Here is an 18,946-nt window from a genome sequence, read left to right as displayed (position 1 = left end):
GTAGCTACAGGAGTGAAGCTTTCACAAGATAGGCTGGCGCCATGGTTCGACCGCCCACACCCGCGAAGCGCCCGTACGCCCCGCGGATGGCCCCCGCCGAGCGGCGGGAGCAACTCCTGGACGCGGCACTGGAGATCATCAACCGCGACGGCGTGGCAGCCGTCTCGGTGGACGCGGTGGCCAAGGCCGCCGGCGTCACCCGGCCCGTGGTCTACGGGCAGTTCACCGACGCGGACCACCTGCTGCGCGCCCTGCTCGAACGCGAAGGCGAGCGGGCCCAGGCCCAGATGGCGGCCACGCTGCCGGGCGACCTGAACGGAGCGGACCCGGTCGAGGTCTTCACCGGCGTCGCCCGCGGGTACTACGACGCGGTGGTCACCGCCCCGGGCCGCTGGCGCGCGATCCTGCTCCCGGTGGACGGCACGCCGCCCGCCGTGCGCAAGTACAAGGAGCGCAGCGACGCGCTGATCCGGGAGCAGTTCGCCCGGGCCGTCCGCTGGTTCCTCCGCGACGCCGCCGACGCTGCCGACGCCGCCGCCGACCTCGACGTCGAGCTGCTGATCCGCCTACTGCTGGCGGCACTTGAGGAGGGCGGCCGACTCGTCCTCGACGACCCCGACCACTACCCGCCCGAACGCCTCACCGCGATGGCCCGGTTCCTCGTCGAGACCCTCCTCCACCGCTACCCGCACACCGCGCGCCGACCGCCGGCGGCATCCGCCCCGGGCCGGGGCGGTTCGCCCAGGCGGGCGAGCCGGTCCGCATCGACCTGATGGCGTAGCCCGGCCACTCGTTGGGGCACTCCGTGCGGCCGCCCCGGCCGCCGGCGGCCCGAGCGGCACGGACCTGGCCGATGATCACATGCACCGCTCCGTGCCCGGCCCTCGCCCCTGGAGGCTCCGATGACCACCAGCAGCCCGCCCCGGCGCATCCTCGTCGTCTGCCTCGGCAACTACTGCCGCAGCCCGTTCGCCGCCCGGGTGCTGACCGACCTCGGGGGCGACGCGGTCGAGGCGCGCTCCGCCGGCCTGATCGGGACGTGGCAGGAGGCACACCCCGAGATGGTCGCGGTGGCGGCCGTCCTCGGCTACGACCTGACCGGCCATCACCCCGCCCCCGTCACCCCCGAGCTGATCGAGTGGGCCGACCTGGTCCTCGCCATGGACCACGCCGTCCTCGACCGCCTCTACGCCCTGGTCGGCCCCGACAGCACCACCGAGATGCGCCTCTACCTCGACCACGACCGCGACGTCCCCGACCCGATGGGCCGCTCCGCCGTCGAATTCGTCTACTGCGCCCTGCTGATCGAGGCGGGCGCGGCGAACCACCTGCCCTGACGGTGCGTCAACCGTGACGGGCCACCGACAGCAGGACGTCCACCAGGCGCTCCGCCGCGTCCGGGCGGCCGTGTTCGCGGGCGCGTGCCGCCATCGCGGTGCGGCGCGGCTCGTCCTCCAGCAGGGGGCCGAGGGCGGAGCGGAGGTGGTCGGGGGTGACGGTGCCGAGGAGGGCGACGGCGGCGCCGGCCTGTTCCAGGTGGGCGGCGTTGTGGGCCTGTTCGTTGCCCGCCGAGGAGGCCAGCGGGACGAAGACCGCGGCCTTGCCGAGGGCCGTCAGCTCCGCGAGGGTGCCCGCGCCGCTGCGGCTGACCACGACGTCCGCCAGGGCCAGGACGTCCGGGAGTTCGGCGCCCAGGAAGCCGGTCAGGAAGTAGCGGCCCATCAGGTCGGCAGGCAGCCGCGCCGCCCGGGCGTGCAGGTCGGCCTCGTTCGCGGGGCCGCACTGGTGGACGACGTTGGCCCGCTCCAGCAGCCAGGGCAGGACGTCGGCCACCAGGGTGTTGATCTGCACCGAGCCCTGGGCGCCGCCCGTCACGTACACCGTCGGCAGCGACGGGTCGAAGCCGTACAGCCCGAGCGCGGCCACCGCCTTGTCCGGACGGCCCGTCAGGACTGCGGGACGGACCGGGTTCCCCGTCACCACGGCGGTGCTGCGGGCGGCCGCCGGCAGCAGGGGCAGCGTCGACTCGGAGGAGACCGCCACCCGGGTCGCGGCCCGGGCCAGCACCTTGTTCGCCAACCCCAGGCGCACCGTCTGCTCGTGCACCACCAGCGGCGCCCGGCAGGAGCGCGCGGCCAGCCCCACCGGCACCGCGACGTACCCGCCCGTCGCCAGCACCACGTCCGGCCCGAACCGGCGGATCAGCGACCGGGCCTGGAACGCGCCCCACGGCACCCGGAGCATGTCCCGCACGTTCGCCGGGGAGATCAGCTTCAGCGGGTTCTTGGACCGCCGGACCTTCCCCGTGGCGACCGGCTCGAAGCTGATCCCCTCCGCCGGGGCGATCCGCGCCTCCAGGCCCTTCGCGGTGCCCACCCAGAGCACGTCCACGCCACGGCGCTCGGCCGCCAGCCGCGCCTGCAACGCCCGTACCGCCGTCAGCGCCGGATACGTGTGCCCGCCGGTGCCGCCGCCCGTCACCACCAACCGGAGCGCCCGCTGTTCGCTGCCCATCCTCGTACTCCTCCCGATCGATTCCGTGCCGTCCCCAAGGGTGCACGCTTACCTGGCGAGCCGTCACATCCCGTGGCGGAACGATGAGAAGGGTGGGGAACGGGTGCGCGAGGCGTACATGGATCGTGACGTCGCGGCGGCGGTCGCGGCCCGCGGCGGCGTGCCGGAGCCGCTGACGGCGGAGCGGCTGCGGGAGTGGCAGCGGGCGGACGCGGCGGCCCGACCGCGGCCCGGGCTGCGGGAGTTGGCCGACGGGGGCCGGTTCGAGGTGGGGCTCGGCGAGGGCGTGGTGTGGGCGCGCCCGGCCGGCGCGAGCGGGCGGCTGCCGGTGCTGCACTACCTGCACGGCGGCGGGCTGATCGGCGGCAACGCGTACGCCGTACTGCCGCGCGTGCTGCGGGAGTTGGCGGAGCCGCTGGGGACCGCGGTGGTGTCGGTGGAGTACCCGCTCGCGCCCGACGCGCCGTACCCGCGGCCCCTGCACGCCTGCCGCGACGCCCTCCGGTGGACGCTGGCCAACGCCGCCCCGCTGGGCCTCGACCCGGCCCGGGTGGTGCTGGCCGGGAAGAGCGCCGGGGGCGGCCTCGCCGCCGCCCTCGCCCTGCTGCTGCGCGACGAGGGCGGCCCGGCGCCGATCGGTCAGCTGCTGCTCAGCCCGATGCTCGACGACCGGGGCGGCACCGCGTCCGCCCGCCAGCTCGCCGGGCGCGACACCTGGGACGCCGCCTCGAACGCCACCGCCTGGCGGGCGGCCCTCGGCGCGCGGTACGGCACGCCGGACGTCCCGCCGTACGCCGCGCCCGCCCGCGCCACCTCGTTGGCGGGGCTGCCGCCGGCCTACCTGGAGGTGGGATCGGCGGAGACCTTCCGGGACGAGGTGGTGGCCTACGCCGACGCCCTCTGGCAGTGCGGCGGCAGCGCCGAACTGCACGTGTGGCCCGGCGCCTGCCACGGCTTCGACACCCTGGCGCCGGGTGCGGCCGTCAGCCGGGCGGCCGTGGCGGCCCGGCAGGGGTGGCTGCGGCGACTGCTGGCGTGAGGGGCCGTCAGTGCGCTCAGTGCGTTCAGTCCGCCCGCAGGATGCGCGAGAGGTAGATCCGCGGCGGGTCCGCGTCGTCGTCCACCGTGTACTCCACCAGGCCGAGATCGCGGGGCAGCGGCGCCGAGTGCATCCCGGGCCGCCCCGGGACCGGCAGGCTCAGCTGCGGGAACGGGTGTTCCCGCAGGTCGACCAGGAACGCCACCACGGCGGAGAACACGTCCGGCGGCGTGCCCGGATCGCCCAGGGACTCCGCGACGGCCGGGGAGAGGACGAGCGGATCGTCCTCGGACTCGCCGTGGCCGCTCACCGGTCCTCGAGGCGGCGCAGTACCGCGGACGCCGGGGTGCCGGGCGCGGTGCCGGACCGGACGGCGGTGTGGATGCGGTCGCCCTCCGGGTCGCGGTAGAGCTCGGCCCGCAGCCACCACCGCCGCAGGACACCGCCGATCGTCGTGTCGTCCGCCTCGCCCATCTCCCGGTAGAACTCCATCCGTTGCGCCGGCGGCAGCGCGGCGGCCACCGCGTCCTGGGTGCGCGGGATGGGCGGGGTGCCGTCGTGATGGCCGTGCAGGGATGCGGCGCTCACCATGTCCTCCGGAGTCTCGGGCGGGCGGGGCCACCGCCCAGTGTGCTCTCCCCGGATTCGCGGCCGACGGCCGGGGCACGGGGTCGGGCGGTGAGTGCTCGATCAGCCCGGGACGTCGGTCGGGACCCAGCCGGTGGAGGCCCAGCCGGCGGGGGTGCGGGTGAGGAGGACGTGCCGATGGCGGCGGTCCCCACTCGCCTGCCAGAACTCGGCGGTGACGGCGTGCAGGGCGTAGCAACTCAGCGCGGGGGAGGGGGTGGCGCACTGCGGTGCGGGCCGGACGGGGCCGCGCAGGCGGACCTGGCGGCCCGGTTGCGGCCAGTAGAAAGTGAGGGCGGCGTCCGGTCGGGCGGCGAACTGACGGGCCTTCGGGGAGCCGGGCTCGGTCCAGAAGTGCCAGGCGCCGGCGGCCCGGTCGACGTCGCGCAGGACGAGCACCCGGGCGTCCGGGCGGCCTTCGGCGTCGACCGTCGACAGGGTCATCACCTGCGCGTCCGGGACGCCCGCCGCGAGGGCGTCCAACAGCCAGGCGGTGAACACGGCGGCCGGGTCGGCAGGGGCGGCCGGGTCCGGGGCCGGGTAGCCGGCGGCAGCGAGGACCGGGTGGCCGATCAGGGCCCGGACCAGCGGGTCGGGTGCGGTGCGGTCGGTCAAGGCGTCTCCCGGGGTGGCTTCGGATCACCCTATCGAGCGGCTTATTAGACTCAATGTTGATAAGAACCGTCGAAACCCTTGTCGGGCCCGCTACCCGCGAGTAGTTTGCCCCTGTGCCCACGGGCCCGCCGGGACCGTTCCGACCCCCTCCCGGCGGCCGGGCCGACGCCCACTCCACCCCACCCCAGCCGTGTGTCCACCCGCAGGTACTGGAGGCACCCCCATGCCGCGCACCACCCCCTCCCGCAGCCTTCGGCCCGGGCAGCCCGCGTCCGTGCACGACAACCTGGTCCTCGAACCCCGCGACGTCCACTTCGACTGGTCGCGGCTGCCCCTGCACTGGATCCCCGACGAGCCGATGGCCACCCACACCATCAACGTCCTGCACCTGCTGCTCCCCGAGGGCGAACGGTGGTTCGTCAAGGTGTTCAAGGAAGCGCTGCCGCTGATCCGCGACGACCAACTGCGCGAGGAGGTCCTCGGCTTCATCGGCCAGGAGGCGATCCACGCCGAGGCCCACCAGGAAGTCCTCGACCACCTGCTCGGCCAGGGCCTCGACCCGCGACCGTACGTCCGGCAGATCAGCTGGCTGTTCCACCGCGTCCTCGGCGACAAGCCCGGGCTGACGGCACGTCAACGCCGCGAGAACGTCATCGAACGGGTCGCCTTCATCGCCGCGATCGAGCACTTCACCGCGTTCCTCGGCAACTGGGCCCTCAACTCGCCCGGCCTCGACCGCGCCAAGGCCGACCCCACCATGGTCGACCTGCTCCGCTGGCACGGCGCGGAGGAAGTCGAACACCGCAGCGTCGCCTACGACCTGATGCGCCACCTCGACCCGGGCTACCTGCGACGGGTCCGGGGCATGGCGGTCTCCGGACCGCTGCTGGTCCACCTGTGGATCCGGGGGACGCGCTTCATGCTGGCCGCCGATCCGTCGTTGAACGGGAGCCTGGTGCCGACGTGGCGGGAGGCGCAGAAGGCCGCGAGGCGGGGACTGCTCCCCGAACCGGGGCGGTTCGTCCGCTCGGCGCTGCGGTACTTCGCCCCGGGGTACCACCCGACGAACGAGGGGTCCTCGTCGCAGGCGCTCGCGTACTTGGCGAAGTCGCCGGCGGCGAGAGCTGCCGCGGCGCATTGATGTAGGGGGCGCGAAACGCAGGCGGGCGCGAAAACAGGGGCGCGTGGGGGTACCTCCCGGCCCGCCCCTGCTTTCGCACCCACTCGCGCCTCTGCTTTCGCACCCACTTGCGCCCCTGCTTCCTCCCTCCGTCCCCCCAAGAACCCCGGAGTTGCCCGCCCATGGATCTCGAAACCCCGCCGCCCGACCTCTACGGCCGTCCTCGGGCCGATCGGATGTTCTCGCGGTTGACTGCGTTCGGTGACTGGTACAGCCCTGCCCTGGGGCGGCCGGGGTTGCGGCGGAGTCCTCGGCGGGCCGAGTCGCGGCCGGTGCCGCCGTTGTACCTGGTGGTGACGTCGCATCAGGTGGTCGCCGAGGATGTGGTCGAGCTGCGGTTGGCCGATCCGTCGGGCGGGGCGCTGCCGGAGTGGCAGCCGGGGGCGCGGGTGTTGGTGACGTTGCCGTCGGGGCGGGAGCGGCACTATTCGTTGTGCGGGGATCCGGCCGATCGGCTGGTCTACCGGGTCGCGGTGCGGCGGATCGCCGACGGCGGCGGCGGGTCGGTGGAGGTGCACGACGAGCTGCACGTGGGAGTGCGGCTGCGGGTGCGCAGGCCGCGGAACGGGTTCGCGTTCTGCGGGGAGCGGCAGGTGCTGTTCCTGGCCGGCGGCATCGGGGTCACGCCGTTGCTGCCGATGGCGCGGGCGGCTCAACATGCGGGCATCGACTGGAAGTTGATCCACGTGGGCCGGACGGCTGCCGCGCTTCCGTTCACCGCCGAGCTGACGGCGCTCGATCCGCGCCGGGTCGAGATCCGGACCGACGACGTGCACGGCGTCCCGGATGCGGCGGAGCTGCTGTCGCACGCCGCGCGGAACGCCGCGGTGTACGTGTGCGGTCCGGCACCGATGCTGGGTGCGGTGCAGCGGGCGCTGGACGCCTCGCCCGCGGCGTCGTTGCACTTCGAGCGGTTCGGGGCCGCGCCGGTCGTGGACGGTCGGCCGTTCGCGATCAGGCTGGGGGAGGGCGGGGAGACGGTGGCCGTTCCGGCGGACCGTTCCGCGCTGGACGTGGCGCGGGAGTCGAAGCCGGATCTGGCGTACTCCTGCAAGCAGGGTTTCTGCGGGACGTGCGTGCTGAAGGTGGCGTCCGGGACGCCCGAGCACCGCGACCGCAGGTTGACCGAGGAGCAGCGGGCCGCGGGCCTGATGCTGCCGTGCGTGTCCCGAGCCGCCGAGGGCGAGACCCTCGTCCTGGAGGTGTGATCCGATGAAGCAGCGCGGACAGTTGCCCCGATTCCCGTTCGACGAGCGGGACCTGGCGAAGTTCCGGGAGGTGCAGCAGCTGGCGTACCACTGCGCGGAGCAGGTCGCGGCGTGGATCGAGCCCGGCGTGACGGAGCGTCAGGCGACCGCGAAGCTGCGGCGCAGCCTGGTGCGGGCCGGGGTGCAGGACTTCTTCCACGTGCCGTTCGCGTGGTTCGGCGACCGCACCGCGTTCCGGCACTTCCACACACCGCTGCAGTTCTTCGCCGGCTCGCGGGTGTTGCAGGAGGGCATGCCGTACGTGCTGGACTGCGCGCCGGTGGTGGACGGCTACACCGCCGACATCGGGTACGGCGGCAAGGTCGGCGAGAACCCGGTGTGGGACCGGCTCGCGCAGGACCTGCGGGTGTACCGGGAGCTGATCCTGCGCGAGGTGAAGGCGCGCAGGACGTTGGACCAGGTGTACGCGGCGGTGGACGCGCAGATCGCCGAGCACGGCTACGACAACCGCCACCAGGTGTACCCGGGCCGGGTGATCGGCCACCAGGTGACCAGAACGACCGCGCGCGGCCCGGCCGGCGTCAACCTGTTCGGCTTCGGCGTGCGCACCCTGCAGACCCTCGGGCGGGAGCTGGTGAAGGAGCGACTGGAGGGGCGCTCCCCGCTGTGGGCCGGCGGCCGCGCGTCGCGGCACGCCCCCACGCCCGGCCTGTGGGCGGTGGAGCCGCACATCGGCTTCCGCGAGGTGGGCATCAAGTTCGAGGAACTCCTCGTGGTCACCGACGAGGACGCGTACTGGCTCGACGACGACCTGCCGCACGTGCGGCGCTGGGCACTCCAGGAGGGCACCGCATGACCGGCCGCAGCACCGAGATCCGTCGCCGCACCGTCGACTCCGGCGGGCTGAAGCTCGCCGTGTACGAGCAGGGCGACCCGACCCGCCCCACCGTGCTGATGGTGCACGGGTACCCCGACGACCACAGCGTCTGGGACGACGTGGCCGCCGACCTGGCCGTCGACCACCACGTGGTGCGGTACGACGTCCGCGGCTGCGGCGCGTCCGGGACGCCCGGCGGGCGGGAGGGCTACCGGCTGGAACTGCTCGGGCAGGACCTGTTCGCCGTCGCCGACGCCGTCAGCCCCGACCGGCCGGTGCACGTGGTGGCGCACGACTGGGGCAGCGTGCAGTCCTGGGAGGCCGTCACCGCCCCCGGCTCGTACCGGCGGATAGCCAGCTACACCACCATGTCCGGCCCCTGCCTGGACCACATGGGCTTCTGGATGCGGCACCGGCTGCGCCGGCCTACGCCCCGGCACGTCTCCCAACTGCTGCGCCAGGGCGTGCACTCCTGGTACATCGGCCTGTTCCACCTGCCCGTCGTCGCGCCCGCCGCGTGGAAGCTCGGCCTGGCCCGGCTGTGGCCCAGGGTGCTGAACGACCTGGAGGCCGTCCGCCCCCGGCCCGGCCACCCGCAGCGCACCCTCGCCAAGGACGCCGTGCACGGCATCGAGCTGTACCGGGCCAACATGCGGCCCTCGATCGCCAGGCCGCGCGAACGCCACACCGAGGTGCCCGTCCAGCTGATCACCCTGCAGCGCGACCACTACGTCGCGGAGTTCCTCTCCGAGGGCCTGGAGCGGTGGGCGCCCCGGCTGACCCGCCGCACCCTGAACGCCACCCACTGGTCGGCGCTGCTGGAGAAGGGCCCCACCGTCGCCGCGCTGGTCCGCGAGTTCGTCGCCCGCGACCACGGCGCGCTGCGTCAGGAACCCTCCGGGGGCGGCGAGTTGGTGGTCGTCACCGGTGGCGGCAGCGGCATCGGCCGGGCCACCGCACTGGCCTTCGCCGACCGGGGCGCCCGGGTGGTGGTCTGCGACCGCGACCTGCCCGCCGCGCAGCGCACCGCCGAACTGTGCGCGCTGTCCGGCGTCAAGTCCGGCGCGTACCAGGTGGACGTGAGCGACGGCGCGGCCATGGCCGCCTTCGCCAAGCAGGTCGCCGCGGACTTCGGCGTCCCCGACGTGGTGGTCAACAACGCGGGCATCGGCCACTCCGGGACGTTCCTGGAGACCACCGAGGAGGAGTGGCGGCGCGTCCTGGACGTCAACCTGTGGGGCGTCATCCACGGCTGCCGCGCCTTCGGGCAGCTGATGGTCGACCACGGCCGGGGCGGACACCTCGTCAACCTGGCCTCCGCCGCCGCCTACCTGCCGTCCAAGGTGCTGGCCGCGTACGCCACCTCCAAGTCGGCGGTGTACATGCTCTCCGACTGCCTGCGGGCCGAACTCGCCCCGCACCGGATCGGCGTCTCCACCATCTGCCCCGGGATCGTCAACACCAACATCACTCGCACCACCACCTTCTCCGGCCTCGACACCGACGAACAGGCCGCCAAGCAGGCCCGGGTGTCCAAGATGTACGCCCGCCGGGGCTTCCCGCCGGAGAGGGTCGCCGCCGAGATCGTCCGCGCCGTCCGCACCGGCAAGGCCGTCGTCCCCGTCACCGTCGAGGCCAAGGCCGCCAAGCTGCTCGGCCGGATCAGCCCCGGGCTGCTCCGCCTCGCCGCCCGGATCAACGCGGGCTGACGGAACGGCAGTTGGCGGAGGCGGCATGGCCGGTGGGAGAACCGGCCGGGCCGCACCCGCCGGGCGCGGGGAAAACCGGCTGCACAACGCGGGTTCTCGGCGTAAGACTGCCGTCCATGGACACACCCGAAGCCCGAGCCCTGCGGCACGTCGCCGCCCGCAGCAGCGGCGACCCGCTGCCCGCCGGGATCGACGTCACGCTCAACTTCCACCCCGACCGCGAGCTCGACGGGGTGCCGATCCTGGAGTCGCTGGCCCGGGACGGCGTGTACCGCTCCCAGTTCTCCACCGGCACCAGCAACGGCGGCCTCACCGCCCACCCCGGCGGCGACCGGTGGACGTGGGAGAGCCGGATCTTCGGCGGCGCCTACGACGACGCCCCCGCCGAGCGCCGCCCCGTCTACGGCGCGCTCAACCACCTGCGCAGCCCCTACGGCGGCGCACCCCGCTTCGGCTCCGCGCACTTCCGGCTCGCGCCCGGGGCGCTGGACCGGGCCACCTTCTGCTACCCCGACAGCGTCTTCGAGCCCGAACACTTCGGCACCGCCGCCGCGATGGCCCTGATCACCCTGGTCGAGGCCGACGGACCGGACCTGCTGGACGCCTACGTGGAGGCCCAACTGCACGGCAGCGTCCGAGTGCCGGACCACTTCGACGCACTCGTCCTGGACCCCTGCTACCGGGGCACCGCCGTCGAGACCGCCGCCCGCGCGCTGCCCTGTCGCCTCGAATGGCACCCCGGCCACCGGCTCACCGTCGACGAGCTCGCCCGCCACGACGACTACCGCGGCCCGCACATCACCGCCCTCGGCGCGAAGATCGCCCGCGACGGCTCGCCCGAGGGATCGACCGGCGGCGTGCTCGACCCGGCCGTCATCGGGGCCGCCGTCCGCAGCGGGCAGTACGACCCGCAGGAGCTGAAGAAGGTATGGCACTGTCTGGCCCGGTTCGGCCGGCCCGTAGACTGACAGTCCATGGATCTCACCGCCATGGCCGCCCCCCTCGCCTCCTTCGCGCTGGTCGTGGGCCTGCTCACCCTCACCCCCGGCCTCGACACCGCGCTCATCCTGCGCACCGCCGCCCTCGGCCACCGCCGCCAGGCCTGGGGCGTCGTCATGGGCATCCAGACCGGCACGATGCTGTGGGGCACCGCCTCCGCCGCCGGCCTCAGCGTGCTGCTCACCGCCTCCCGCGTCGCGTACGAGACGCTGCGCTGGGCCGGCGTCTGCTACCTGCTGTGGATGGGCGTCCAGCTGCTCCGCAGCCGCAAGCACGACAGTTCCTCCGACGGGCCGGAGGAGACCGACAACCCCGGTGGCTGGTGGGCCGGCTGGCGGCGCGGCACGCTCACCAACCTGCTCAACCCGAAGGTCGGCGTGTTCTACGTCGCCGTGCTGCCCCCGTTCATCCCCGCCGGCGCCCCGCACCTGCCGGCCGGCGTCCTGCTCACCTCCGTGCACGTGATCGAGGGCACCCTGTGGTCCGCCGTCCTGATCGGCTTCGCCCACACCCTGCGCGGCTGGCTGTGCCGTCCCGCCGCCCGCCGGGTGCTCGACCGGGTCACCGGGACCGCCGTGGTCGGCTTCGGGGTCAAGCTGGCGCTGAGCGACTGACCTCCCCGGGCCCCGCGGGCTCCCCGGGCTCCTCGGGTTCTGTCGGTTCTGTCGGTCCTGCGACGGCGGCGGCGAAGCGGGCCGCCGCCGCGGCGACCGCCGCACGCAGCTCCGGGCCGCCCACGACCCGGAAGTCGAACGGGACTCCCGACAGCCAGTCCTGGGCGTACATCGCCGGGTTGCGGGTGCTGCCGCGCAGGACGCACCGCCGCTCGCCCGCCGCTTCGAGGCGGCCCATCGGCCCGGCGACCCACGGGGCGACCTGCGCCAACGGGGCGTCGAACACCACGTGGGTCGGGTAGGCCCAGCCCGAACCGAGATGCGCCTCCAGCAGCGCGACCGGGTCGAGGTCGGCAGGCATCCGGAAGCCGGTCGTGGTCTCCTCCGCCGCCAGCACCCGGTCGATCCGGAAGGTGCGGATCGCGTCCGACCGGTGCGAATGGCAGAGCAGGTACCAGCGGGCCCGGCGCACCACCACCGCCCACGGATCCACCTCCGCCCGCCACTCGTCGCCCGCCGCGCTCCGGTACGTGATCACCGCCCGGCGGTGCGCCGCCACCGCCTCGACCAGCGTGTTCGTCACCCCCGGATCCGCGTACACCGCCCGCGGGTCCGGCGCGGCCGCCGCATGCTCGCGCAGGGCCGCGGCCTGCCGCCCGACCTCCTCCGGCAGTACCCGCACCACCTTGTCCAGCGCCGCGCCCACCGGATCGCCCGGCTCACCGGCCGCCGGCCGCCCGTCCAGCACCGCCATCACCAGGCCCAACGCCTCCGCCTGGGTGAACGCCACCGGCGCGAGCCGCGTCCCGCGCCGCAACCGGTACCCGCCGTGCGGCCCGCGCTCCGACTCCACCGGAATCCCGGCCTCCCGGAGGATCGCCACGTACCGCCGGGCCGCCCGGTCCGTCACCCCGAGCCGCTCCGCCAACTCCTCCGACGTGGTGCCCGGCCGGGCCCGCAGGATCTCCAGAGTGCGCAGCGCGCGGGCGGTGGGACTCGTTCCGGTCGACATGTCGGCCAGCGTAGGCCGATCCCGCGACAATCAGGAAGCAGATCGTCCGGAACCGCACCTAGCCTTTGAAGCGCCCGCTTCTCTTCTCTCCACTTCGGGAGCTCATCGTGGACATCCTGCTCATCGGCGGTCTCTGGCTGGACGGCACCGCCTGGGACGGCGTGACCCCCGTCCTCCGCGAACTCGGCCACCGGCCCGACCCGTTGACCCTGCCCGCCGGGCCCTCGACCACGCTGGACGAGCAACTCGCCGCGGTCGTCTCGGCAGTGGACGCGGCGGCCGACCCGGTCATGCTGGTCGCCCACTCCGCCGCCTGCACCCTCGGCTGGCTGGCCGCCGACGCGCGGCCCGAACGGGTCGCCTCGCTCGTCCTGGTCGGCGGGTACCCGCAGCAGGACGGCGCGCCCTACGCCGAATTCTTCGAGATCCGCGACGGCGTCATGCCGTTCCCCGGCTGGGGGCCGTTCGAAGGCCGGGACAGCGCCGACCTCGACGAGGGCCTGCGGCAGCGGATCGCCGCCGAGGCGATCCCCGTCCCCGAACACGTCGCCCGCGGAATCGTCCACCTGACGGACCCGCGCCGTTTCGACGTCCCGATCACCATGGTCTGCCCCGAATTCGACCCCGACCAGGTCCGCACCTGGGTCGCCGAGGGCCGGGCCCCCGAACTCGCCGCCGCCAAGCACGTCGAGTACCTCGACTTCGAATCCGGCCACTGGCCCATGTTCACCAAGCCGGCCGAGCTCGCCCGCCTCCTCGCCACCCTCGCCTGACAGGCCGTCACGACCACCGCCCGGCGGCCTCCACGCTGTCGCTCGCGCCGGCGTTCCGGAACGGGACCGGGGCGGCCCAGGTCCTCGGGGTCGATGCCGTCCGGGCAGCGGGTGCGGATCGGGCTGCCCCGGACAGCTCCGGGCCGGCGGCTCCCGGCGCGAGGCGATTCGCACACCCGCTGCGCGTGCTCAGCTCGCGTCGGCGGGGCCTTCGAGGACGAGAGTGGTCTCGTTGATGCGGCGGAAGCGGCCGTCCGCGGCGAACTCGGCGAAGAGGTAGACCTCCATGTGGAGGGTGGAGCCGTCCTTCATCGAGATGGCGGCGGTGTGGTGGTCGGCGTAGTTGTCGCCGTCGAAGAGCTCCTGGTGCATCTCGATCACCCCGGAGACCACGGCCTCGCGGAGATTCGCCATGTTGACGAGAAACGCGTCGCGCTCAACGGTTCTGCCGTCGATGCGCTGGACGAAGTCGGGGGTGATGTGACGCTCGGCGGCCTTGTCGAGATCGAGGTCCGAGGAGAAGACGATGTCGTCGAGGGCGGCCCGGATGTCGGTGCGAGGCATGCTGCAACTCCCTGTGTCGGACGGCGACGTCGGTGCCGGAAGGACCGCCGGGCGGTGGGCCGGAGCCGAGGCGCCGGCCGGCCGGAACCCGTTGTCGCCGCTGATGTAACTGCTCTTATACCAAAGGCAGTTCATCCTCCGTGGCGGTACGCCGATTCACGTTGCGGCGGCTTCCCGGACGGCGCGGAGCCGGGGGAGGGCGGCATGCCGGAGGTCGGTCGTCGGGCGGCCGCAGTGCGCGCGGCGCGCCGTCGGCCGAGGCGGTTGAGCCTGCGACGGGCGCGTTCGCCGAGGGCGGGGGTGTCAGGGCCGGTCTGCCGCGTTCCGGACGGCCGTGATCGAGGTGTTGAGCAGGCGGGTGGCCGTGGCGTGGGCCGCGGCGGGGTCGCTGCGGGTGATGGTGCGGGCGAGCTGTTCGAGGTCGGCGGTACGGCGGGATTCGTCGCGGAGGGCGGCCATGAAGTGCTTCGCCGTGGGGGAGTCGTCGATCGCTTCGAGGCCGGCCATCAGGGTGTTGAGGGCGAGGCGGTACGGGAGGCTGTTGGTGCCGGTGACCAGGGCGGTCCAGTAGGCGGCGCCGGTGGCGGCGAGTTCGGCGTCGGACATCGCGTCGTGGGGGAGCAGGTCGAGCAGGTGGGCGCCGACGTGGGGTGAGCGTTCGGCGCAGAGGCGGGCGGCGTCGGCGCCGATGCAGGCGCGGAGTTCGAGGACGCCGACGGTGGCTTCGTCGTTGAACGTGCCTCGGGCGATGACGAGTTCGGGGAGCAGGTCGAGTCCCGCGTGGGCGGGGATGTCGAGGACGCGGGTGGCGCCGCCCTGGTTGACCTCGACGAGGTTGCCCTGCTGCAGGCGCTTGATGGCTTCGCGGACGGCGTGCCGGTTGGCGCCGAAGGTCTCGGCGAGTTCGCGCTCGGACGGGAGGGCGCCGGTGAGCGTGCCGTCGAGGATCGCGTCCATCAGCTGACGGTGGATCTGGCCGGAGAGCGGCATGGGGCCCACGGGTCGGAGGTTCACGCGGTCAGCATACTCAGGCGGGCCGTCCGCATTACTCGTTGTCTGGTTGGACCAGTAACCCTATGCTCCGGGCTCATGGATCTCGCATCGCTCGTACTCTGGCTCTCCGCCCCGGTCTTCCTCCTCGGCATGCTCGTGGAACTGTTCGTGCTGCGCCGACGCCGGCTGCCCTCCTACGACGGGCGCGACTCCCTGCTGAACATCGCGACGGCCGTCGGCAACCAACTGGTCGCCATGCCATGGGCGATCGTCGAGGCCGTGGTGCTGCTGCGGCTGCACTCGGCGGTGCCGTGGCACCTCGACGGCTGGCCGGCCTGGGTGGCCGGGATGATCGCCGTGGACTTCGCGTACTACTGGTTCCACCGCGCGCACCACGAGATACGGGTGCTGTGGGCGGTGCACGTGGTGCACCACAGCAGTGAGCGGTACAACCTGTCGGTCGCGCTGCGCCAGCCGTTCCTGCTGGCGGTCACGGCGTTGCCGTTCCTGGTGCCGGTCATGCTGATCGGCGTCCGGCCAGAGGTGCTGACGGCCTGTTTCGCGATCAACCTGGTCTACCAGTTCTTCATCCACACCGAGCTGGTGGACCGGATGTGGGCGCCCGTCGAGTTCGTCCTCAACACCCCGAGCCACCACCGGGCCCACCACGGATCGCAGCGCCAGTACCTCGACATCAACTACGGCGGGATCCTGATCCTCTGGGACCGGCTCTTCGGCACCTTCGAGCCCGAGGGCGAACGGGTGCGCTACGGCCTGACCAAGAACATCGACACCTACAACATCCTGCGGGTGCAGACCCACGAACTCGTCGCGATCGCCCGGGACGTGCGCGGCGCCCGCAACTGGTCCGACCGGTTCGGCCACGTGCTGCGCGGGCCAGGCTGGACGCCGAAGCCGACGCAGGCCTGACGGGAACCCGGGAGCCGGGAGTCGGTCGGACGGGACGGGAGGTGTGCACGGACCGGACGCGGTGGGTGCGTCGTCGGGCCAGCCGGGGGCGGGGCGCGTTCCTAGGGTGGAGGTCGATCCGAGCCCAACTTCGAGGGAGCGCACCGTGACTGGCGCGAACACGGTCGGCCGGGGGCCGGTCCTGGAGTCCGAGGCGCAGGCCTCCGCGGCGGCGAACCCGCCGGCCCCGCGTCAGGGGTGAGCGCGATGAAGCCGCCGACCACCGAGCCGCTGCTGAACCAGTGGGGATGGCAGGCCCGCGCCGCCTGCCGGGGCATGGACTCCGCCGTGTTCTTCTCGCCGTGCGGCGAGCAGGGCGAGGCCCGCCGGATGCGCGAGCGGCGGGCCCGGTCGGTGTGCCACGACTGCCCGGTCCGCTCGGCCTGCGCGTCCTTCGCGGTCCGCACCGGCCAGGACTTCGGGATCTGGGGAGGCCTCACGGAGGCCGACCGCCTGGCCGCCCGGAAGGGTTGAGGGCGGATCGATGCCGGTCCAACAAGAAGGAGTTCACGTGTTCACACGCATCGTCCTGGCCGTCGACGACAGCGACGCCCGACGGCACGCCGTCTCGACGGTCGCCGAGCTCGCACGGCGCTTCGGCGCGACCGTCCACGTGCTGCACCTGGCGCCGAGCGTGGTGGTGGAGTACAGCGTGGTCGCGCTGGAGGACGACGACGCGGCGCGGCGGGTGCTGGACGAGTCGGTGCGGGCGCTGCGCGAGGCCGGGGTGGAGGCCGACGGCGAGCTGGTGGACGGGATGCGCGGCCAGGTGCCGACGGTGATCGCCGACGCGGCCGAGCGGCTGGGGGCGGAGCTGATCGTGCTCAGCCCGCACCATCGGGGTGCGGTCGCGTCCTGGTTCCGTCCCAGGGTCTCGGACGCCGTCGGCCACGCCTCGCGCGTTCCGGTCCTGCTGGTCCCCGACGCCGGCTGAGAGCCGCCGGCCCGCCGAGAGCCGCCGGCCCGCGGGGACGGTCATCGCGAACGGAGATGACAGTTGTCGTCGATCATCGCGATCGGACGGGAAGCGGGGGCCCGGCCCCCGGCGCTCACACAGGTGCACGCTGCGATCGGCCGCAGCGGTAGGACACGACCACCCAGGAAGGCAGCGATGGCCACCTCACCGAGCAGCAACAGCTCGACCACGTCCACCACCACCTCGACGGAGACGACGCAGAGCGGCGTGCCCGGCGGGCTCGTCGCGCTGCTCGCCGTCTCCACCGGCATGACGGTCGCCAACCTGTACTACGCGCAGCCGCTGCTGGCGAAGCTGGCCGAGGTGTTCCACGTCGGGACGACCACGGCGGGCGCGCTGGTGACGGTCACCCAGATCGGCTACGTGCTGGGCATGCTGTTCCTGGTGCCGCTCGGCGACCGGGTCGAGAAACGGCGGCTGGTGGCCCTGCTGCTGGTCGTCACCACCGTCGCGATGGCGGTGGCCGGTACGGCGGGCAGCTTCGCGGTGCTGCTGGTCGCCTCGCTGGTCAGCGGGGCGACCTCGGTGGTGGCGCAGATACTCGTGCCGTTCGCGGCGAGCCTGGCCCCGGACCACGCCCGCGGCCGGATCGTCGGGCGGGTGATGGCCAGCCTGCTCGCCGGCATCCTGCTCTCCCGCACGCTGAGCAGCCTGGTGGCGGGCGCCGCCGGCTGGCGGGTGGTGTACCTCGGCTCGGCCGCCCTGACGGCGCTGCTCGCCGTCGCCCTGTACCGGGCGCTGCCGGCGCACGCGGCCACCACCGACCTGCCGTACCACCAGGTGCTGCGCTCCACCGTGCGGTTGGTGCGCACCCACCCGGCGCTGCTGAAGCGCGGGCTGTACCAGGCGGCCGTCTTCGGGTCGTTCAGCGCTTTCTGGACGACGGTTTCGTTCCAGCTCACCGGCCCGGCGTTCGGGTACTCGGAGGCGGGCGTCGGCGTCTTCGCGCTGGTCGGCGCCGCGGGCGCGCTGGTCGCCCCGCTGGCGGGCCGCTGGGCGGACCGCGGGTTCGGGCGGCCGCTGACCGGGGCGGCGCTGCTGGTGGCGTCCGGGAGCGCGGTGCTCGCGGGCCTCGGCGGGCACAGCATCGTGCTGCTGGCGCTCGCCGCGATCCTGCTCGACGTCGCCGTGCAGACCACGCTGATCCTCGGTCAGCACGTGGTCTACCAGCTCGACCCGGGCGCCCGGGCGCGGCTGAACAGCGTCTTCATCGCCACCTTCTTCCTCGGCGGCGCGCTCGGCTCGGAGTTCGGCACCGTCGCCTTCCACGCGGGCGGCTGGTGGGCGGTCGCCGGGTTCGCCGCGGTGCTGCCGCTGCTGCCGCTGGTGCACTGGGCGACGGACCGGAAGGGCGCCGCCGGCTGAAGCGGGGGCGGATCAGCCGAGGTGGCGCAGCAGCGCCGCCACGGCGGGGGTCGGCTCCCCGGCGGGGCAGGCCACCGCGACGTCCCAGCGGGGCTGCCCGCGGGTGAAGCGGCGCAGGGCCAGGTCGGGGAAGTGGGCGGCGATCGACTCGGGCAGGACGCAGACGGCGAGGTCGTGGCGGACCAGTTCGGCGGCGGCGACGATGTCGTTGACCTCGAAGACCGCCGTCCGCTCGACACCGGCGGCCCGGAACGCCCGGTCGACCGCGGACCGGACCGCCCAGCCCGGGGCGAAGTCGACGAACGGCAGGCCGGCGAGTTCCTCGAAGCGCACCCGGCCGGGGTGGGCGAAGGCGCGGTCCGGCGCGGCGGCCAGCACCATCGGCTCGCAGGCCAGCGAACGCACCGTCAGGCCGCGCTGCTGCTGCCGGTCGAACGCGACGATCGCCGCGTCCACGGTGCCGTCGCGCAGCCCGGCGCGGATGTCCACGGCCGCGGCCTGGTGCAGGCGGATCGTCAACCCCGGGTGCTCGGCGCGCAGTTCGGCGAGCACCCGGTCGAGCCCGAGCCAGACGCCCTGCATGGTGCCGATGGTCAGCACCCCGCGCAGCACCCCGCGCGCCTCGTCCGCCGCCGCCCGCGCCAGATCCGCCGCCCGCAGCGCGGCCCGGGCGGCCGGGACGAACGCCGTCCCGGCGGAGGTCGGGGTGACCCGGTGCGTGGTGCGCTCGAAGAGCTGGACGCCGAGCTCCTTCTCCAGCGTCCGGACGGTGCCGGACACCGCCGACTGCACGACGTGCAGCCGCCGCGCCGCCGCGGTGAAACCGCCCTCCTCGGCCACCGCGACGACGACCTCCAGCTGCCGCAGTTCCATCCCGCTCCGCTCCGTCCTCGCAGGTCGGCCCGCCTGTCG

Annotated in this window: 22 protein-coding genes; 14 read left to right on the top strand and 8 right to left on the bottom strand. The window is 73.9% G+C overall.

The features are described 5' to 3' along the window. Nucleotides 1–41: 41 nt before the first annotated feature. On the top strand, nucleotides 42–773 hold the full coding sequence (locus ACI1MP_RS05585) for a TetR/AcrR family transcriptional regulator (RefSeq protein WP_404867891.1): 732 nt from the start codon (nucleotides 42–44) through the stop codon (nucleotides 771–773). Nucleotides 774–902: 129 nt separating this feature from the next. Further along, nucleotides 903–1,337 (top strand): low molecular weight phosphotyrosine protein phosphatase, encoded by a 435-nt coding sequence (locus ACI1MP_RS05580; RefSeq protein WP_380340267.1) that lies wholly within the window; start codon nucleotides 903–905, stop codon nucleotides 1,335–1,337. Nucleotides 1,338–1,344: 7 nt separating this feature from the next. Here ACI1MP_RS05580 and ACI1MP_RS05575 read toward each other — a convergent pair whose 3' ends face one another. Continuing rightward, nucleotides 1,345–2,514 (bottom strand): UDP-N-acetylglucosamine--N-acetylmuramyl-(pentapeptide) pyrophosphoryl-undecaprenol N-acetylglucosamine transferase, encoded by a 1,170-nt coding sequence (locus ACI1MP_RS05575; protein ID WP_404867890.1) that lies wholly within the window; start codon nucleotides 2,512–2,514, stop codon nucleotides 1,345–1,347. 103 nt (nucleotides 2,515–2,617) lie between these two features. Between ACI1MP_RS05575 and ACI1MP_RS05570 the strand changes: the two genes are divergently transcribed. Further along, nucleotides 2,618–3,553 (top strand): alpha/beta hydrolase, encoded by a 936-nt coding sequence (locus ACI1MP_RS05570; RefSeq protein ID WP_404867889.1) that lies wholly within the window; start codon nucleotides 2,618–2,620, stop codon nucleotides 3,551–3,553. A gap of 25 nt (nucleotides 3,554–3,578) precedes the next feature. Here ACI1MP_RS05570 and ACI1MP_RS05565 read toward each other — a convergent pair whose 3' ends face one another. From ACI1MP_RS05565 to ACI1MP_RS05555, 3 genes are all read right to left on the bottom strand, one after another. Beyond that, nucleotides 3,579–3,863, bottom strand: coding sequence for a hypothetical protein (locus ACI1MP_RS05565; RefSeq protein ID WP_380340259.1), 285 nt, complete (start codon nucleotides 3,861–3,863; stop codon nucleotides 3,579–3,581). Continuing rightward, complete coding sequence (locus ACI1MP_RS05560) at nucleotides 3,860–4,141, bottom strand: hypothetical protein (protein ID WP_189272240.1); 282 nt, start codon at nucleotides 4,139–4,141, stop codon at nucleotides 3,860–3,862. The genes ACI1MP_RS05565 and ACI1MP_RS05560 overlap by 4 nt, the downstream gene beginning before the upstream one ends. Before the next feature lie 102 nt (nucleotides 4,142–4,243). Next, entirely contained in the window at nucleotides 4,244–4,795 is a 552-nt protein-coding gene (locus tag ACI1MP_RS05555; protein WP_380340255.1) for a pyridoxamine 5'-phosphate oxidase family protein, read from the bottom strand. Between the two features lie 223 nt (nucleotides 4,796–5,018). On the opposite strand from ACI1MP_RS05555, the gene ACI1MP_RS05550 reads away from it, so the two are divergent. The 6 genes from ACI1MP_RS05550 to ACI1MP_RS05525 all read left to right on the top strand — a co-directional run bounded on the left by ACI1MP_RS05550 (nucleotide 5,019) and on the right by ACI1MP_RS05525 (nucleotide 11,382). Beyond that, nucleotides 5,019–5,936 carry a metal-dependent hydrolase gene (locus tag ACI1MP_RS05550; RefSeq protein WP_380340252.1) on the top strand — a complete coding sequence of 306 codons (918 nt, stop codon included), beginning with the start codon at nucleotides 5,019–5,021 and terminating at the stop codon, nucleotides 5,934–5,936. Nucleotides 5,937–6,268: 332 nt separating this feature from the next. Beyond that, nucleotides 6,269–7,183: a PDR/VanB family oxidoreductase gene (locus ACI1MP_RS05545; protein WP_404867888.1), complete on the top strand. Its 915-nt coding sequence runs from the start codon at nucleotides 6,269–6,271 to the stop codon at nucleotides 7,181–7,183. Nucleotides 7,184–7,187: 4 nt separating this feature from the next. Continuing rightward, nucleotides 7,188–8,039: a M24 family metallopeptidase gene (locus tag ACI1MP_RS05540; protein WP_380340247.1), complete on the top strand. Its 852-nt coding sequence runs from the start codon at nucleotides 7,188–7,190 to the stop codon at nucleotides 8,037–8,039. Next, on the top strand, nucleotides 8,036–9,769 hold the full coding sequence (locus tag ACI1MP_RS05535; protein WP_404867887.1) for an SDR family oxidoreductase: 1,734 nt from the start codon (nucleotides 8,036–8,038) through the stop codon (nucleotides 9,767–9,769). Before ACI1MP_RS05540 ends, ACI1MP_RS05535 begins: the two co-directional genes overlap by 4 nt. Before the next feature lie 116 nt (nucleotides 9,770–9,885). Beyond that, a complete protein-coding gene (locus tag ACI1MP_RS05530; RefSeq protein WP_404867886.1) occupies nucleotides 9,886–10,737 on the top strand; it encodes a DUF3626 domain-containing protein in 852 nt (283 codons plus the stop codon). Between the two features lie 6 nt (nucleotides 10,738–10,743). Continuing rightward, nucleotides 10,744–11,382, top strand: a complete 639-nt coding sequence (locus ACI1MP_RS05525; protein WP_404867885.1) for a LysE family translocator — start codon at nucleotides 10,744–10,746, stop codon at nucleotides 11,380–11,382. On the opposite strand, the gene ACI1MP_RS05520 is transcribed toward ACI1MP_RS05525, so the two are convergent. Further along, the gene (locus ACI1MP_RS05520) at nucleotides 11,360–12,394 is read right to left on the bottom strand and encodes a helix-turn-helix transcriptional regulator (protein WP_404867884.1); all 1,035 of its coding nucleotides are present in this window, start codon (nucleotides 12,392–12,394) and stop codon (nucleotides 11,360–11,362) included. The two genes, ACI1MP_RS05525 and ACI1MP_RS05520, sit on opposite strands and share 23 nt — an antisense overlap. A 107-nt stretch (nucleotides 12,395–12,501) precedes the next feature. Between ACI1MP_RS05520 and ACI1MP_RS05515 the strand changes: the two genes are divergently transcribed. Beyond that, nucleotides 12,502–13,167: an alpha/beta fold hydrolase gene (locus ACI1MP_RS05515; protein ID WP_404867883.1), complete on the top strand. Its 666-nt coding sequence runs from the start codon at nucleotides 12,502–12,504 to the stop codon at nucleotides 13,165–13,167. A gap of 189 nt (nucleotides 13,168–13,356) precedes the next feature. Here the strand turns inward: ACI1MP_RS05515 and ACI1MP_RS05510 are convergent, their stop codons facing one another. After that, nucleotides 13,357–13,731: a nuclear transport factor 2 family protein gene (locus tag ACI1MP_RS05510; RefSeq protein WP_380340232.1), complete on the bottom strand. Its 375-nt coding sequence runs from the start codon at nucleotides 13,729–13,731 to the stop codon at nucleotides 13,357–13,359. A 303-nt stretch (nucleotides 13,732–14,034) separates the two neighbouring features. Next, complete coding sequence (locus ACI1MP_RS05505) at nucleotides 14,035–14,745, bottom strand: FadR/GntR family transcriptional regulator (protein WP_380340230.1); 711 nt, start codon at nucleotides 14,743–14,745, stop codon at nucleotides 14,035–14,037. A 75-nt stretch (nucleotides 14,746–14,820) separates the two neighbouring features. On the opposite strand from ACI1MP_RS05505, the gene ACI1MP_RS05500 reads away from it, so the two are divergent. The 4 genes from ACI1MP_RS05500 to ACI1MP_RS05485 all read left to right on the top strand — a co-directional run bounded on the left by ACI1MP_RS05500 (nucleotide 14,821) and on the right by ACI1MP_RS05485 (nucleotide 18,034). Further along, nucleotides 14,821–15,654 carry a sterol desaturase family protein gene (locus ACI1MP_RS05500; protein ID WP_404867882.1) on the top strand — a complete coding sequence of 278 codons (834 nt, stop codon included), beginning with the start codon at nucleotides 14,821–14,823 and terminating at the stop codon, nucleotides 15,652–15,654. A 246-nt stretch (nucleotides 15,655–15,900) separates the two neighbouring features. Further along, complete coding sequence (locus ACI1MP_RS05495; protein WP_380340224.1) at nucleotides 15,901–16,167, top strand: WhiB family transcriptional regulator; 267 nt, start codon at nucleotides 15,901–15,903, stop codon at nucleotides 16,165–16,167. A 37-nt stretch (nucleotides 16,168–16,204) separates the two neighbouring features. Then, a complete protein-coding gene (locus ACI1MP_RS05490) occupies nucleotides 16,205–16,627 on the top strand; it encodes a universal stress protein (RefSeq protein ID WP_404867881.1) in 423 nt (140 codons plus the stop codon). A gap of 177 nt (nucleotides 16,628–16,804) precedes the next feature. Further along, complete coding sequence (locus tag ACI1MP_RS05485; RefSeq protein ID WP_404867880.1) at nucleotides 16,805–18,034, top strand: MFS transporter; 1,230 nt, start codon at nucleotides 16,805–16,807, stop codon at nucleotides 18,032–18,034. A 12-nt stretch (nucleotides 18,035–18,046) separates the two neighbouring features. Here the strand turns inward: ACI1MP_RS05485 and ACI1MP_RS05480 are convergent, their stop codons facing one another. Further along, nucleotides 18,047–18,907 (bottom strand): LysR substrate-binding domain-containing protein, encoded by an 861-nt coding sequence (locus tag ACI1MP_RS05480; RefSeq protein WP_404867879.1) that lies wholly within the window; start codon nucleotides 18,905–18,907, stop codon nucleotides 18,047–18,049. Between the last annotated feature and the right edge of the window lie 39 nt (nucleotides 18,908–18,946).

This window comes from Kitasatospora griseola (assembly GCF_044999035.1).
Taxonomy (GTDB): Bacteria; Actinomycetota; Actinomycetes; order Streptomycetales; family Streptomycetaceae; genus Kitasatospora; species Kitasatospora griseola.
Note: the sequence above shows the minus strand (reverse complement) of the source record. Positions and strands in the feature narration are given on the sequence as shown.

Coding starts and splice junctions, on each gene's coding strand:
- ACI1MP_RS05480 (WP_404867879.1), bottom strand. CDS start 18,907: ATGGAACTGCGGCAGCTGGAGGTCGTCGTCGCGGTGGCCGAGGAGGGC.
- ACI1MP_RS05585 (WP_404867891.1), top strand. CDS start 42: ATGGTTCGACCGCCCACACCCGCGAAGCGCCCGTACGCCCCGCGGATG.
- ACI1MP_RS05535 (WP_404867887.1), top strand. CDS start 8,036: ATGACCGGCCGCAGCACCGAGATCCGTCGCCGCACCGTCGACTCCGGC.
- ACI1MP_RS05530 (WP_404867886.1), top strand. CDS start 9,886: ATGGACACACCCGAAGCCCGAGCCCTGCGGCACGTCGCCGCCCGCAGC.
- ACI1MP_RS05485 (WP_404867880.1), top strand. CDS start 16,805: ATGGCCACCTCACCGAGCAGCAACAGCTCGACCACGTCCACCACCACC.
- ACI1MP_RS05500 (WP_404867882.1), top strand. CDS start 14,821: ATGGATCTCGCATCGCTCGTACTCTGGCTCTCCGCCCCGGTCTTCCTC.
- ACI1MP_RS05525 (WP_404867885.1), top strand. CDS start 10,744: ATGGATCTCACCGCCATGGCCGCCCCCCTCGCCTCCTTCGCGCTGGTC.
- ACI1MP_RS05580 (WP_380340267.1), top strand. CDS start 903: ATGACCACCAGCAGCCCGCCCCGGCGCATCCTCGTCGTCTGCCTCGGC.
- ACI1MP_RS05510 (WP_380340232.1), bottom strand. CDS start 13,731: ATGCCTCGCACCGACATCCGGGCCGCCCTCGACGACATCGTCTTCTCC.
- ACI1MP_RS05495 (WP_380340224.1), top strand. CDS start 15,901: ATGAAGCCGCCGACCACCGAGCCGCTGCTGAACCAGTGGGGATGGCAG.
- ACI1MP_RS05520 (WP_404867884.1), bottom strand. CDS start 12,394: ATGTCGACCGGAACGAGTCCCACCGCCCGCGCGCTGCGCACTCTGGAG.
- ACI1MP_RS05575 (WP_404867890.1), bottom strand. CDS start 2,514: ATGGGCAGCGAACAGCGGGCGCTCCGGTTGGTGGTGACGGGCGGCGGC.
- ACI1MP_RS05540 (WP_380340247.1), top strand. CDS start 7,188: ATGAAGCAGCGCGGACAGTTGCCCCGATTCCCGTTCGACGAGCGGGAC.
- ACI1MP_RS05550 (WP_380340252.1), top strand. CDS start 5,019: ATGCCGCGCACCACCCCCTCCCGCAGCCTTCGGCCCGGGCAGCCCGCG.